Genomic DNA, 13,389 nt, shown 5'->3' on the forward strand with positions numbered 1-13,389 from the left:
GCATAGAATATGGCGACACTTATACGTTGGTGTTACACCATTGTTTTAGCGATGGTAAGTCCGCTACTACTGTTTGGACTCTATCGCTCAAAGCCAAACAAACCCAAATTTGGCAAACGCTGGAAAGAACATTTCGGCTTTGTTCCGCCTCTTCAGGCTCTGGGGAAAGAGGTGATATGGGTTCATGCAGTATCAGTAGGTGAAGTTCTAGCGGCTAAGAAGTTTGTTGCTTCCCTTCAAGATGCGTACCCAGATAAACAGTTGTTAGTGACTACAACCACAAGCACTGGTGCAGAACAAGTCTCTGCTTTTGAAGGAAACGTTCAACATCGCTATATGCCAATTGACTTTAGTTGGTGTGTTAACCGCTTTTTACGTGTTGTGACCCCTGAAGCGTTATTCATTATTGAGACAGAGATTTGGCCTAATACCATTCACTCTGTCGCTAAGTCTGGAGTCCCCATTACGCTTGTAAATGGACGATTGTCCGCAAAATCTGCGCGTAATTATGATCGATTAGCAATGCTGATGGCACCTACATTAAATAAGATGGATATGATCTTAGCAGTGCATGACGACGACAAGCAACGGTTTGAATCTCTTGGAGTAGCCAAGGGAAAGGTTATTTCTACGGGTTCTATCAAATACGATGTTAGTGTTGATAATCGTGTTCTGGACCAAGGAATTGAGCTTAGGTCAAACTTGGGATCTGACAGGAAAGTACTGATCGCTGCAAGTACTCATCAAGGAGAGGATGAACAGGTTTTATTAGCGTTTGAAAAGCTTAAGTCCAAGTTGCCAGAAGCCCTTCTTATTTTAGTCCCTAGACACCCAGAAAGATTCGATGATGTAGAAAAGCTGATTATTGATAGTGGTTTTTCTGTTTCGAGACGCTCTTCGGGAGAAACAACAAATAACAATGTTGATGTGTATCTGGGTGATACCATGGGCGAGCTAATGGTAATGCTTGCGGCAAGTGATCTTGTTTTTATGGGGGGGACTCTGCTGGGGAAAAAAGTAGGTGGGCACAACTATATAGAGCCAGCCTTACTGAAGAAATACTGCCTAACGGGACCAAGCTACTTTAACTTTGCCGATATTGCGAAGCAATTGATTGCAGCAAAAGCTCTTGAGGTAGTCGAAGATAGTAATGAGCTTTCTGAGCAAGCCTACAACTTTTTTGTGTCTCTCACTGGGAGAGAAGAGCTAGGCTCTAACGCATATGGTATAGTTCAAAAAAACCAAGGGGCACTGGGGCGAACGCTAGATGTCGCAACTTCAATGATTAATGAGACCAGAAAATGATCAAAACGTTTGTTATACATGTTAGTAAAGGTTATGAGGAGCGTCGGGAGCATATTGACCGCCATTTACCCTTGCATGGCATAACTGAGTATGAGTACATGCTACGTGGTGATATTGATGACCTCGGCGACGAAGTCATCGATGGTTTTTTTGGAGACGTGCTGCGCTTACCTGAAAAGTCATGCTTTTATAAGCACTACTTGGTTATGAAAGAAGTGGTTGAGAACGAAATACCTGAAGTGTTAGTGCTAGAAGATGATGTGATATTGGGCAGAGGCTTTATTTCTAAATTAGAGCAAGTCCAACAAGAGTTGGCGTTAGAAAAGTTCTACGTTGTGAATATTGAAGATGCTGCGACGTCAGTTCCTGTTAGTACAAGGAAAAAGGGTAAGCTGCTATATCAGAGTTCCGTAAATAAGTTGACGGGTGGTTTGGTGTATAACTTAGCATTCGCAAAAGCGATGGTAAGAAAGATGGAATCTATTGTTGTTGATGATCCTATTGATGCTTATATAGGTAATTTCAATAGGGAATTAGGATATAAGATATTTTGGTGTCAACCACCATTACTTTCTCAGGGAAGTAAGAAGGGGCTATTCTCTAGTGAGTTAAATGGCTCCAAAGCTGGGTTATATTACAGGGTAAGAAGTTCAATTAAGCATTTCTATAGAAGAAACATTCTAAGTAATCTAAGTCGAAAACAGAAAGATTTATTTTAGGAAGGGTTAGGTTTGAAGGTTAATACAATTATAAGAGGCTGCGTAATCGCTTTTCCATCCACAGCGTTTATAGGCCACTCAGCTATGGTTGTTATATTAGCTGTACTTCTTTTTTGTGGCTTGTGGGAATTAAGAAATAATAAAGAACTTATCCCTAAAAACAGCAAAATTATTGCTTTTTCATTTTTTGCGGCGTTTCTTCTTGCTATTCCTAATGTGATTCTTGATCAAGGGCGTTTGGCTGCATTAGATGCGCCGTCTAGATATTTGTTATGTGGGATCGTTTTACTCCTCATATCTAGGCAAAAGGTCAATATAGAAGACTATATCCACGGAGTGATGGTCGCGACGGTAATAGGGTTTATTGCTTATCCTCTTTACTTGGGGTATTACCTCGATCTACCAAGGTATCGAGGAGAACTACTGGGTGAAGAAGTCAATATTCTCTCGGTAGCATATTTTGCATTCATTAACTCATTAATACTTGCCTACTCTTCTTTATACCAGGCGAATAAAAATAATTGGCCTATAGCAAGTTTGTCTTTTCTACTTTCAATTCTGTCGTTCATCATAGGCTATATGTCTGGCTCTAAAGTGATGCTGCTGTGCTTACCGGTATTGCTCGTTTTATTTATCTTATTGGTTGGTAAGCTTCGCAAGAAATATGTTTTAGGTATCTTTAGCTTGGCTATTGTACTCGCGGTGGCATCCGTTAGTTCCATCATGAAGTCTGAGTTAGTTGAAAGAGCAGTACAGGATATTGAGCATATTGATGACTCAAAAATGACATCGACCAATCTAAGGTTAAACATGCTAAAAAGCGGGTGGTTGAGCTTTATAGAAAGCCCAATCTTCGGTCTAGGGTATGACAAACGATTGGAGTTTCAAAAAAGCTTGAATGAGCAAGGAGAAATTAAGTTAAGTAAAAAGTACTTAAAAGATGGTAAACACTCTATGCATAACGAGGTTGTTAATGCTTTAGCTAAAAAAGGTCTTATTGGACTAGTGTTAGTTCTTACCTTGTATTTTACGCCTTTGTGGTTGGCACTAAAGCAGAGCACCAGTAAAACAGCACAGAATGCGGGTGTAGTAATCATGTTTGTAGGTAGTTTTATCCTGATAGGCTTTACAGAAGCCCCTCTGATGGGAATAAGTACTTCGGTTTACTACGCTATTAATATTATTTTCTTAATACTGAGTTTTCCCCGGAACGATACGCAGAAAGCAGAGATTTCCAGTTAGCTTCAGAAAAACTTAAATGGTGCTTGAGGCGTTCTTTTTCAAAAGAGCGCTTCAGTCTTTTCAAGTTATCTTCTTCCCAGTTCCTCCCCCTTTGTTGTAGGTAGCACTTATCGAAATCTATGATCCATACCTTTCCTTTTTTGTCGATCATAATGTTATGGATGTTCAAGTCGGTATGATTGATTCGAGCATCATGCATCTTACGGACTTCACGGCCGATAGACGTTAGGCTTTCTATACTTAATGGCCCAGACTGTAAAATGGCTACCAAATCTTTCGCACCGGAAAGTAACTCAACCAAAATATCAGCTTGATAAGTTAGGGCACCTTTTTTTACTCTCGCCGCAATAGGTCTAGGAACATTGACACCACTTCGAATAAGAGAGTCAAGGACATGAATCTCTTGATAGGGTCTCGTTTGTTGTAAGTTAGAAAAGTAGTACTTGTCTTCAATCAATTTACCGAACAAGCCGCCACGGCGATAATGCCTCAGTGCAAAAGCAAGCTTCTCTCCTTGGACAAACCAGGTAGTCCCCCTACCTTTTGCGTAACCAAGAACTGCCTCCTGTTGTTTCCAAAACTCGATCGAAAAGGCCTGTTCTACACTTTCTGTTAAAAGAGCCGGGTCATACCAATAGGTTGTGTCTCCGATTTGTTTCTCTGTGAACATGAATCTCTGTCTCGTTTTGGGTTGTTTATGGCATACTAGGTTTAAGATTATATCAAATACTTACTGCAAATGAGCTATTCGAAAACTTACCAAAAGATTCTGGTTGTGGCGACCCATTGTATTGGTGATAGCCTACTGATCTCTGCTTTTACGCGTAGCTTAAGGGAAGCTTATCCGTCGGCTATTATAGATGTGCTTGTAAATGCTCGTGGTGAAATGGTGTTTGGAACCAACCCCGACATCAATGAACTGGTTGAAATACCCCAGCGGCCTAAATTGAATGACTACATCAAGGTATTAAAGCGTGGGCGCTATGATTTAGTTGTAAATGAAATGCTGAATGATAGGACGGCTATCTACAGTTTTCTTTTTGGGCGGAGTCGCTTAGGGGCGGTAGATGAATCTTTGCCAGGAGCCTGGCTAAAAAAGTTTATTTTTGATTTGCGAATTATTGAGCAAGACCGTTTTGAACATAAGATGAGCCGCGCTGCGCGAATGATGAGTAAGATAGGTGTCACGCTCGTGCCAGGGCTCATTTCTCCAGAGGAGCCTCTGCCTCATGTGGTTAGTTCAAGATTACCAGAGCAATATATTGTTATACATGCGCCTTCCTCGAATGAAATAAAACAATGGCCAGTAGAGTATTGGATTGAACTTATTCAAGACCTTTTGAAGCTCGGATATCAAATAGTATTAACTGGAGCTCCAGTACCAAGGGACGAGATGATCGTTAAAGAGATCTTGGACAAAATCCCCTCTTCATCAAATTTGCATTGTGTACTAGGGGAGTTATCTTTAGCGCAGACTTCAACACTACTTAAACATAGTATGGGCTTCGTTGGCCCTGATAGTGGGCCTGGTCATATGGCATCAGGTTATCCGATACCTATAGTCTCGATCATTAGTGTTGCACCAGCGAGTATGTGGGCTCCATGGCCTTATCGTCATCCTGTCGATGTCACCTCCAACTTGTATGATAATGGGCTGAAAAGCCAAGAAGTGGGTAACGTGCATTTGGTTCAATCGGAGCGCCGTTGTGTGCCATGCTATGCTAATAAATGCAAGATCAGTGATGACTTCTATTCTCCATGCCTACAAGATATTACCCCTGATGCTGTCGTCGGAGCTGTTAAGTCGATGATTCCTCTGCAAGAGAATAAATAAATGATTCCCGAACCACAAAATATCTGTGTATTGAGGCTTTCTGCGATAGGCGACGTTTGTCATGCGCTTTCTGTCGTGCAGCAGATTCAACGACGCTACCCAAGCTGTAATATCACTTGGATAATGGGAAGTATTGAAGCGCAATTATTAGGCGACCTTAAGGGGATCAATATTGTTGTCTTTGATAAAAAACGCGGATTTAAAGGGATGCAGGAGGTGTGGCAGCAGCTTCAAGGGCAGTGCTTTGATTACTTACTGCATATGCAGGTTGCACTGAGAGCAAGTTTGTTAACGCTAGGGATTAAAGCCAGAAAGCGAGTTGGATTTAGCTGGAGTAGAGCAAAAGAAGGCCAGTGGCTATTTACTAATGTTAAGTTGCCTGCAACTGGCGCCCCCCATGTCCTCGACAATTTCGCTCAGTTTGCCCTTTATTTGGATTGCCCGACTCAAGAGCCTAAATGGAGTATCCCTCTGGCCGAGAGTGATTACGCAATGCTGGAATTACTTGGGGGAAAACCCTACATTGTAATTAGTCCAGCAGCCAGTAAAGATGAACGCAATTGGCTTCCGGAGCGTTATGCGAGTATTGCCGATTATGCGGCGAAAAAAGGGTATCAAGTAGTGCTCTGTGGTGCCCCTACAGAGAGAGAGTATCGCCTAGCAGATAGCATCATAGGTTTTGCAAAGGCATCGATTCATAATTTAGTTGGGAAGACAAACCTCAAACAATTAACGGCTCTACTCTCAAAAGCAGAGGTTGTGATTGCTCCAGATTCAGGCCCTGCCCATATAGCGACGACGCAAGGCACGCCAGTTATTGGTCTCTATGCTCATAGTAATCCTCACCGAACTGGCCCTTATAACGGTTTGCCGTATGTGGCCTCTGTTTATGAGCAAATTGCAGAAGCTCAATATGGTAAAGCTGTGTCTGAATTACCTTGGGGTGCTAGGGTAAAAGGCGCTGATTTAATGTCGAACATTTCTGTCGAGTTAGTTAAGCAGCAATTCGATAAAGTATTGACTGCACCACAAGCTGAAAAGTCAGCGGTGCGATAAGAAACGGAATATATAGGATAGTTATGCGTATTGCCATTTACCCAGGCACTTTCGATCCAGTGACCAATGGTCATTACGACTTAGTAAAACGAGCAGCGAGTATGTTCGACCATCTTGTGATTGGTGTTGCAGAAAGCCCGAGTAAGAATACTTTGTTTTCTCTTGAGGAGCGAGTAGCACTGTTGAGAGAAACCTGCTCAGAGCTTAACAATGTGTCGGTAGATGGTTTTAGTGGTTTACTGGTTGATTTTGCAACAGAAAAGAAAGCGACAATATTGGTTCGCGGCTTGAGAACAACAATGGACTTTGAGTATGAGTTCGGTTTAACCACCATGTATCGTCGATTAAAGCCAGGGCTGGAAAGCTTGTTTCTGACCCCTTCAGAGGAATATGCGTTTTTGTCGTCAACGCTTGTTCGAGAAGTTGCGATTCATGGTGGTGAGGTAGAGCAATTTGTTCCCAAATGTGTTCACAGTGCGATTACCAAAAAGTTAGCGGCTAAATAGTAAAGAGAGTGCAATGAACATACTGATTTATACTCACGCGACTTTGCCTGTAGTGAACTATGGTGGCACTGAGCGTGTTATATGGGATCTGGTCTACGCTCTTCACCTGCAAGGTCATCAAGTAACGCTTCTTGCAGGAAAAGGAACGATTTGTGATTGGGCTAAGGTAATTGAGTATAACTCAGAGTTACCACTTGAAAATCAAATCCCTAGTGAGGTTGATGTTGTACATTTTCATGGGAATTTTGAGCCTATCTCACGTCCTTACGTGATGACTCAGCATGGAAATTCAAACGGGCCTATCGATCCAAACACAATTTTTGTCTCTTCACAGCACGCTCGCAATCACGGAGCGCAAGCTTATGTGCATAATGGCTTAAACTGGGATAACTACCTCAAGCCAAATCTAAACGCTGACCGACAGCGCTTTCACTTTTTAGGCAAGGCGGCATGGCGAGTTAAGAATGTTCAAGGGGCGATTGATGTAACCAAGCGCACTGGTGAGCAACTCGATGTTCTGGGTGGTCATCGCCTCAATTTCAAGATGGGTTTTCGCTTGACGTTAGATCGTCATGTTCGTTTCTTAGGGATGGTAGACGATACGATTAAGTCACAAGTGATGACCAAATCTAAGGGGTTAATCTTTCCTGTGACTTGGCACGAACCCTTTGGGCTTGCAATTACCGAGAGTCTTTACTTTGGCTGTCCTGTTTTCGGTACTCCTTATGGTTCACTGCCTGAACTTGTGAGTTGTGATGTTGGTTTTCTATCCAATAACCAATCTGAGTTGATTGAAGCGGTGGGCAGCTCTTCAAACTTTACTCCGACTATTTGCCACGAATATGCAAGAGACTTGTTTAATGCAGATGTGATGGCGAATGCGTATATTGCTATGTATGAGAAAGTGATTTCAGGCGAGGTTCTTAATCCTCACTTAGGTAAGATTATTACTGACTTTAAGCGCCTACCTTACATAAAGTAAGACCACGCATATGCGTGGTCTATCCATGACTAATAACCTATATAAGGGTCGTTACCATCTCTTCGTGTCTTGAGTAATTTGAGTATCCACATATATTGCTCTGGACGCGGATTAACAAATTGCTCAACCACTTCATTCATTACTCGAGCGTCTTTATGCTCATCGCCCGACAAATCCTCAATTGGTGCTTTAATCTCAATCTCATATTTGCCCGTTTCGATATTGTAACTCGCAAAAGTTGGAACAATTTTGGCGCGGCTCACTTTAGCCAACTTACCTAACCCTGGTAGTGTTGCTTTCTCTGTTGCAAAAAAATCAACGAAGACACTTTGTTCTGGGCCGTGGTCTTGGTCGGGGAGGTAATAACCTAAATAGCCATCTTTTACTGATTTAATAAACGGCTTAATACCACCACTTCGGTCATAAACTCTACCACCATATTGAACTCGCTGTTTATGCATCAGCCAATCGGTTAAAGGGTTTTTCTGGCTATTTGCCATTGCAGAAACTGGTAATCCTCGTGATGCCAGTAAGATTGCTGGGATATCAATACACCAAGAGTGCGGTACCATCAAAATAGCACTTTGATTATTGTCTCTTAGCGTGTGTAGGTGTTCAATTCCTTTTATCTCAGAATGCTTTTCAAGCCATTTTTTACTTCTAAGAGTAATGGCTGGAAAGCCGAGTAGAAATGCTCCGGCTGTCGTTAAGCATTTCTTTAGGATCGCTTCACGTTCTTGCTCCGACTTTTCTGGGAAGCAAAGCGATAAGTTGATGCGAGCCTTTTGTACAGAACCACGTTGCTTCTTAGCCATCTTTTTAGCGACGAACTGAGCAATAGTTACTCTAACCGAGTTTGGTAACAACGCTACTGGAAGACCAATAGCTAACCCTAGCCAAGTCCCCCAATGCTTTGGCGCTAAAAAACCTTGTTGGAACGTCGGATTGTATGCTTTGGGGTCATAGTCGTTACGTTGAATGCTCACAGAAAACCTTTAACTGACAGTAAAACTAAAAAAGCCAAAGGTAACGATAAACCTTTGGCTCACTTTCAGCAAATGTGAATTTAGTGATTAATGAGGTGCATGTATTCAGCAACACCTTCTGCGACAGTTTTGAACGAGTGATCGCAGCCGGCTGCACGAAGCTTCGTTAAGTCTGCTTGAGTAAACTCTTGGTAGGCACCTTTAAGGTGCTCTGGGAATGGGATAGTTTCTACTTCACCTTTGCCATGGAACTTAATCACGGCTTTAGCGACTTCTTCGAAAGATTCCGCATTGCCTGTACCTAGGTTAAAAATGCCTGATTGTCCGCTTTCCAAAAACGACAAGTTAACTGCTGCAACATCACCGACGTAAACGAAGTCTCGCTTGAACGTTTCACTTCCTGCGAATAGCTTTGGATTTTCGCCTGCATTCATCTGGTTGTTTAGATGGAAAGCAACTGACGCCATTGAACCTTTATGTTGCTCTCGTGGGCCGTAAACGTTGAAGTAGCGAAACCCCGTTATCTGAGATAGCTTCTCACCATGCTTTTCAGCGTCTTCCCAGATACGACGAACATAGTTGTCAAACTGCTGCTTAGAGTAACCGTAAACATTCAGAGCACCTTCGTACTCTTTTTCTTCAATGAAGGTATCGGTTTCACCATATGTCGCAGCGGAGGATGCGTAAAGGAACGGAATTTCACGCTCTAGACAATAGTGCAGTATTTCCTTTGAGTACTCGTAATTATTGAGCATCATGTATTTTCCATCCCACTCAGTGGTGGCTGAACAGGCGCCTTCATGGAAAATAGCTTCAATAGGGCCTAGCTCTTCACCAGCCATAATCTGTACAAGGAAGTCATCACGGTCCATGTAGTCTGTAATGTCTAAATCAACCAAATTCTGGAACTTTTTACCATTTTTTAGGTTGTCGACGACCAAAATGTCGTTAATGCCTTTTTTATTCAGTGCTTTAACGATGTTGCTGCCAATCATGCCAGCACCGCCAGTTACAATGATCATATGTATGCCCTAAATTGAGTTTCGTATGGGTTAAGTATATCGGTTCATTATGAGTCTTCCTAGGTGTTAACGAAAGAGATATGTTAATCGTGCTTAGACGGTTCTAACTAGAGATGAAAGTACAAAAAGTGCATGGTAAGTGGTTTTTCCTATCGTTCTACTTTATAATGAACTTTTGAGTTTTTTAAGCTAAATATAGTAATGTCAGCCAATCCTATGAACACTCACAACATCCAAAGGAACTTTGGACTTATTCATTACTTGAAACTTGCTGATTTACAAGCAAAGATGAAGTTAAAGTCTCAATCTAAAAAATTAATATTGAGCTATCTGTGGTGGGTGTTTGAGCCTCTTTTATTTGTTTCTATGTACTACCTTGTTTTTGAATTGCTCTTAAGTCGAGGTGGAGAGAATTTTTTGTCTTTTCTTATTATTGGTAAAGTAATTTATTTGTGGTTCTCTAAAAGTATTATTTCCACTTCGAAAGCTCTAATTCTAAATAAAAAAGTTATCAACCAATGTGATATGCCTAAATGGGTATTTCCTTTAGCTCATACAATTGAAACCTCATATAATACATTGATTTCATTTCTCGTTTTATTTTTGTTTTTGTGGATTAATGGGTTTATGCCTACGCTGAACTATATACATTTAATTCCATTGACAGCAATTACCTTATTACTCATTGGTAGTATCGGTTTTGTAGGGGCGTTACTTGTAGGGTTTGTTAGGGATTTCATGAATCTTATAAGAATAGGTATGACGGGCTTGATGTTCTTGTCAGGCGTATTTTGGGATGTTAATTCGATAGAAAATGAATCTATGAAAGAATTTATTTTGTTGTATAACCCTCTAGCGGTGGTGATAAACTCTTATCGAGATGTTTTAATGCATCAAAATGCCCCTGATTATAGTCAATTGATTCCATCGGTATTACTTAGTCTTATTTTGTTTCTATTATGTTTTACTATCTTCAAGAAGTGCAATAATAGTCTTTCTAGGTCATTGTTTTCATGAGTGATTATCTACTAAAAGTGCGAGATGTAAGTCTCGAATATCGTACTCGAACGGGATTGTTCAGTAGCTTTCGTCATAAGGCACTAGAAAACGTTAGTTTTGAAGTGGGCTATGGAGAGGTAGTTGGTGTTTTAGGTAGAAATGGGGCAGGGAAGTCGACATTACTTAAAATTCTAGCTGGTGTAATAGAGCCTGACTCCGGAAGCGTTTGGATGCCTCCTGAAACAACTCGTTCATTGCTCACTATCGGTTTAGGTTTCATTAGTGAACTATCCGGAAGAGATAATGCAATTCTCAGTTGCATGTTTAACGGTGTTTCTATGGAAGATGCTGAAAGAATTGTCGATGATATCAAGGAATTTTCAGAGTTAGGTGAATTTTTTGAACAACCTGTCAAAACTTACTCTTCAGGCATGCGTTCAAGGCTTGGTTTCGCTACTGGAGTCATTTCCGAGGTAGACTTACTGATGGTAGATGAAGCTTTATCTGTGGGAGATTCTTATTTTAAGAAAAAAGCAGAAAACTATATTTTGACCAAGATTGAAGGGGAAGATAAAAGTGTGCTTTTTGTTTCTCATAGTGCAAAGCAGATTCAAAGATTGTGTTCGCGTGTTATAGAGTTATAAACATCCATTATAATTGGGTGGGATTGTATAATATTTGTGGTTGTTTTTTCTGGAGAGTTATACCTTGAATTATGCGTTAATATTTGCAGGTGGTGTCGGTTCAAGAATGAACTACGGAGACATACCAAAGCAGTTTCTAACTATTGCCGGTAAATCAATAATTATACTAACTATTGAAGTCTTCGAGAAAAATGAGAACATTGATGGAATAATTGTTGTATGTAAAGAAGAGCATATAGAAAGATTAGAGGCTCAACTACAAGAACATAATATTTCGAAAATTATTGGGGTGATCCCCGGTGGTTCTACAGCTCAAGAATCGATACTATTTGGCTTGAGAGGACTTAAAGAGCATGATTCTCGAAACAATACAGTTCTAATACATGATGGTGTAAGGCCGATTATTGATGCGGATTTAATTAATCGAAACATTGACGCAGTCACTAAATTCGGTAGCTCCGTGACAACTGTACCTTGTAAGGAAACAATACTCTACCTTCAAGAGTCACCTCAGAATACTTATAATGCGTTAGACAGAAGTAAATGTGTTATTGCTAGAGCCCCACAATGCTACAAAATAAACGATGTACTACCGGTTGCAGAAAAGTCACATGCATCTAAATTGCATTTTATTGATACCTATTCATTAATGGAATATAGCGGTATAAGTGCTCATTTTGTTGAAGGTGAGCATTCAAATATTAAAATTACAACGCTGGATGATTACCTCATGGCAAAAAATTTGCTAGAGAAATCATTTTAATCTTCGCCAAAATGGAGTCTTAGAAAGCTCCATTAGATAGTAAGTAACTGAATTTAAAATCTATAAGAGAACACGTATGAAGAAAAAAGTTGGCCTAATTGGTCTATACAGTATCAAGAATATGGGAGATCCGCTGATTTGCGAAACTACGAGACATATTCTAGATGAAGAAAAAAACAATCTAGATATTGTTGAGGTTGATGCTGTTCCAAGAGGTAGAAAGGCATATCAAGGGCTTGATAGCATAAAGTATATCATTTCAGTACTGTTGATCAGATATGTTTATCCGCAGCTTTTTAAAGTCTTCAGTAGTTCAACACTAAGGTATTATGCAGAGACCTTTGCTTGGAGATTAAGAGTATATAAATATTACGAGCGTACTCTTGATGGCCTAGATGCCGTTATTTTTACTGGTGGTGGTTTCTTAAAGTTTAAAAATCAAGGCCTAAATTACTACGTCGAACAAATAGTTGAAATTTGTCAACGCAAGGGTATCCCCGTGATGTTTTGTGGTGTCGGAATTGAAGGGTTTGACCTAAATGATAAACGTTGTATTCAATTGAAGAAAACGCTAGCGAGTAGCTGTATTAAGTCTGTTACTACTAGAGATTTCATTGAAATTTTAGAGAATGACTACTTAAGAGACTCATCAGTACACAGAGCGCAAGTAGGTGATCCTGCTTTTTGGACTCCAGAATGCTACAACATATCTAAATCTATAGAATCCAATAACGTGATTGGAGTGAACGTTATTCGAGGTAATATCTATAAAGATTATGGGAATAACTTAAGTTATAATGAGTTGAAAGAACTTTATAAAGATCTGCTTAAAAAATTAGATGAAAAAGGAGCTAATTGGATTCTTTTTTCTAATGGTATGGAAGCTGATCAAGTGTTTGGAAAAGAAATACTTGTAGAGCTTGGCATGTCACATGAAGATAAGCTGCTCGGTGTTCCTAACTCTCCTAGAGAATTAGTAGAACTGGTCAACAGGTTTGACATTATTTTTGGTGCTAGGATGCATGCTTGTATATCTGCTTACTCTTTGGGCATACCAGTAGTAGGCTTGATCTGGAATGAAAAAACTTCTCGTTTTGCTGAATTAACCAAGCAGAGAGATATGTACTTTTCAGAAGAAGAGCTTGATGTAGATTTAATGGTATCTAAACTTATCTCAGCCGAAAAGCACAGCTATGATGCAGAGACTAGAGATGGCCTTAAAAAGAGTACTCAGAAAGAATTAGCACACTTTATTGATCTTATTTAACTAGTAAAGATCAGTCATGAAATGGGCATGTTAATATTATTAGCTTAATAGTAACAAGGCCCAT

Annotated in this window: 14 protein-coding genes; 11 read left to right on the plus strand and 3 right to left on the minus strand. The window is 40.3% G+C overall.

Going from position 1 to position 13,389, the window contains the following annotated elements:
- Positions 1–9 precede the first annotated feature (9 nt).
- The 3 genes from waaA to ACXABW_RS00750 are packed head-to-tail and all read left to right on the plus strand — an operon-like array spanning position 10 to position 3,266.
- Complete coding sequence (gene waaA, locus ACXABW_RS00740) at positions 10–1,305, plus strand: lipid IV(A) 3-deoxy-D-manno-octulosonic acid transferase (RefSeq protein ID WP_457523522.1); 1,296 nt, start codon at positions 10–12, stop codon at positions 1,303–1,305.
- On the plus strand, positions 1,302–2,024 hold the full coding sequence (locus ACXABW_RS00745; protein ID WP_457523523.1) for a glycosyltransferase family 25 protein: 723 nt from the start codon (positions 1,302–1,304) through the stop codon (positions 2,022–2,024). Before waaA ends, ACXABW_RS00745 begins: the two co-directional genes overlap by 4 nt.
- A gap of 12 nt (positions 2,025–2,036) precedes the next feature.
- Positions 2,037–3,266 carry an O-antigen ligase family protein gene (locus ACXABW_RS00750; protein ID WP_457523524.1) on the plus strand — a complete coding sequence of 410 codons (1,230 nt, stop codon included), beginning with the start codon at positions 2,037–2,039 and terminating at the stop codon, positions 3,264–3,266.
- Here the strand turns inward: ACXABW_RS00750 and ACXABW_RS00755 are convergent.
- Positions 3,205–3,936 carry a 3-deoxy-D-manno-octulosonic acid kinase gene (locus ACXABW_RS00755; protein ID WP_457523525.1) on the minus strand — a complete coding sequence of 244 codons (732 nt, stop codon included), beginning with the start codon at positions 3,934–3,936 and terminating at the stop codon, positions 3,205–3,207. The genes ACXABW_RS00750 and ACXABW_RS00755 overlap by 62 nt on opposite strands.
- Before the next feature lie 69 nt (positions 3,937–4,005).
- Between ACXABW_RS00755 and ACXABW_RS00760 the strand changes: the two genes are divergently transcribed.
- Genes ACXABW_RS00760 through ACXABW_RS00775 form a run of 4 tightly spaced genes read left to right on the plus strand, consistent with a single transcriptional unit; the run spans position 4,006 to position 7,644 of the window.
- Positions 4,006–5,100: a glycosyltransferase family 9 protein gene (locus tag ACXABW_RS00760; RefSeq protein ID WP_457523527.1), complete on the plus strand. Its 1,095-nt coding sequence runs from the start codon at positions 4,006–4,008 to the stop codon at positions 5,098–5,100.
- Complete coding sequence (locus ACXABW_RS00765) at positions 5,101–6,156, plus strand: glycosyltransferase family 9 protein (protein ID WP_457523528.1); 1,056 nt, start codon at positions 5,101–5,103, stop codon at positions 6,154–6,156.
- Positions 6,157–6,179: 23 nt separating this feature from the next.
- Positions 6,180–6,662, plus strand: a complete 483-nt coding sequence (gene coaD, locus ACXABW_RS00770; RefSeq protein WP_457523529.1) for a pantetheine-phosphate adenylyltransferase — start codon at positions 6,180–6,182, stop codon at positions 6,660–6,662.
- A gap of 13 nt (positions 6,663–6,675) precedes the next feature.
- Positions 6,676–7,644 carry a glycosyltransferase gene (locus ACXABW_RS00775; RefSeq protein ID WP_457523530.1) on the plus strand — a complete coding sequence of 323 codons (969 nt, stop codon included), beginning with the start codon at positions 6,676–6,678 and terminating at the stop codon, positions 7,642–7,644.
- 29 nt (positions 7,645–7,673) lie between these two features.
- On the opposite strand, the gene lpxM is transcribed toward ACXABW_RS00775, so the two are convergent.
- Positions 7,674–8,630, minus strand: a complete 957-nt coding sequence (gene lpxM / locus ACXABW_RS00780) for a lauroyl-Kdo(2)-lipid IV(A) myristoyltransferase (protein WP_457523532.1) — start codon at positions 8,628–8,630, stop codon at positions 7,674–7,676.
- A gap of 80 nt (positions 8,631–8,710) precedes the next feature.
- Positions 8,711–9,652: an ADP-glyceromanno-heptose 6-epimerase gene (gene rfaD, locus ACXABW_RS00785; RefSeq protein WP_457523534.1), complete on the minus strand. Its 942-nt coding sequence runs from the start codon at positions 9,650–9,652 to the stop codon at positions 8,711–8,713.
- 201 nt (positions 9,653–9,853) lie between these two features.
- Between rfaD and ACXABW_RS00790 the strand changes: the two genes are divergently transcribed.
- From ACXABW_RS00790 to ACXABW_RS00805, 4 genes are all read left to right on the plus strand, one after another.
- A complete protein-coding gene (locus tag ACXABW_RS00790) occupies positions 9,854–10,669 on the plus strand; it encodes an ABC transporter permease (RefSeq protein WP_457523535.1) in 816 nt (271 codons plus the stop codon).
- Entirely contained in the window at positions 10,666–11,295 is a 630-nt protein-coding gene (locus ACXABW_RS00795) for an ABC transporter ATP-binding protein (RefSeq protein ID WP_457523537.1), read from the plus strand. Before ACXABW_RS00790 ends, ACXABW_RS00795 begins: the two co-directional genes overlap by 4 nt.
- A 64-nt stretch (positions 11,296–11,359) precedes the next feature.
- A complete protein-coding gene (locus tag ACXABW_RS00800) occupies positions 11,360–12,058 on the plus strand; it encodes an IspD/TarI family cytidylyltransferase (protein WP_457523539.1) in 699 nt (232 codons plus the stop codon).
- Positions 12,059–12,134: 76 nt separating this feature from the next.
- Positions 12,135–13,325: a polysaccharide pyruvyl transferase family protein gene (locus ACXABW_RS00805; protein ID WP_457523540.1), complete on the plus strand. Its 1,191-nt coding sequence runs from the start codon at positions 12,135–12,137 to the stop codon at positions 13,323–13,325.
- Positions 13,326–13,389: the final 64 nt, after the last annotated feature.

It is taken from the genome of Vibrio paucivorans (assembly GCF_054053395.1).

Excerpts from the sequence above, each read along its gene's own strand:
- ACXABW_RS00795 (WP_457523537.1), top strand. The coding sequence starts at position 10,666 with ATGAGTGATTATCTACTAAAAGTGCGAGATGTAAGTCTCGAATATCGT.
- ACXABW_RS00775 (WP_457523530.1), top strand. The coding sequence starts at position 6,676 with ATGAACATACTGATTTATACTCACGCGACTTTGCCTGTAGTGAACTAT.
- coaD (WP_457523529.1), top strand. The coding sequence starts at position 6,180 with ATGCGTATTGCCATTTACCCAGGCACTTTCGATCCAGTGACCAATGGT.
- waaA (WP_457523522.1), top strand. The coding sequence starts at position 10 with ATGGCGACACTTATACGTTGGTGTTACACCATTGTTTTAGCGATGGTA.
- ACXABW_RS00765 (WP_457523528.1), top strand. The coding sequence starts at position 5,101 with ATGATTCCCGAACCACAAAATATCTGTGTATTGAGGCTTTCTGCGATA.
- ACXABW_RS00805 (WP_457523540.1), top strand. The coding sequence starts at position 12,135 with ATGAAGAAAAAAGTTGGCCTAATTGGTCTATACAGTATCAAGAATATG.
- ACXABW_RS00745 (WP_457523523.1), top strand. The coding sequence starts at position 1,302 with ATGATCAAAACGTTTGTTATACATGTTAGTAAAGGTTATGAGGAGCGT.
- ACXABW_RS00790 (WP_457523535.1), top strand. The coding sequence starts at position 9,854 with ATGTCAGCCAATCCTATGAACACTCACAACATCCAAAGGAACTTTGGA.
- ACXABW_RS00755 (WP_457523525.1), bottom strand. The coding sequence starts at position 3,936 with ATGTTCACAGAGAAACAAATCGGAGACACAACCTATTGGTATGACCCG.
- rfaD (WP_457523534.1), bottom strand. The coding sequence starts at position 9,652 with ATGATCATTGTAACTGGCGGTGCTGGCATGATTGGCAGCAACATCGTT.
- ACXABW_RS00760 (WP_457523527.1), top strand. The coding sequence starts at position 4,006 with ATGAGCTATTCGAAAACTTACCAAAAGATTCTGGTTGTGGCGACCCAT.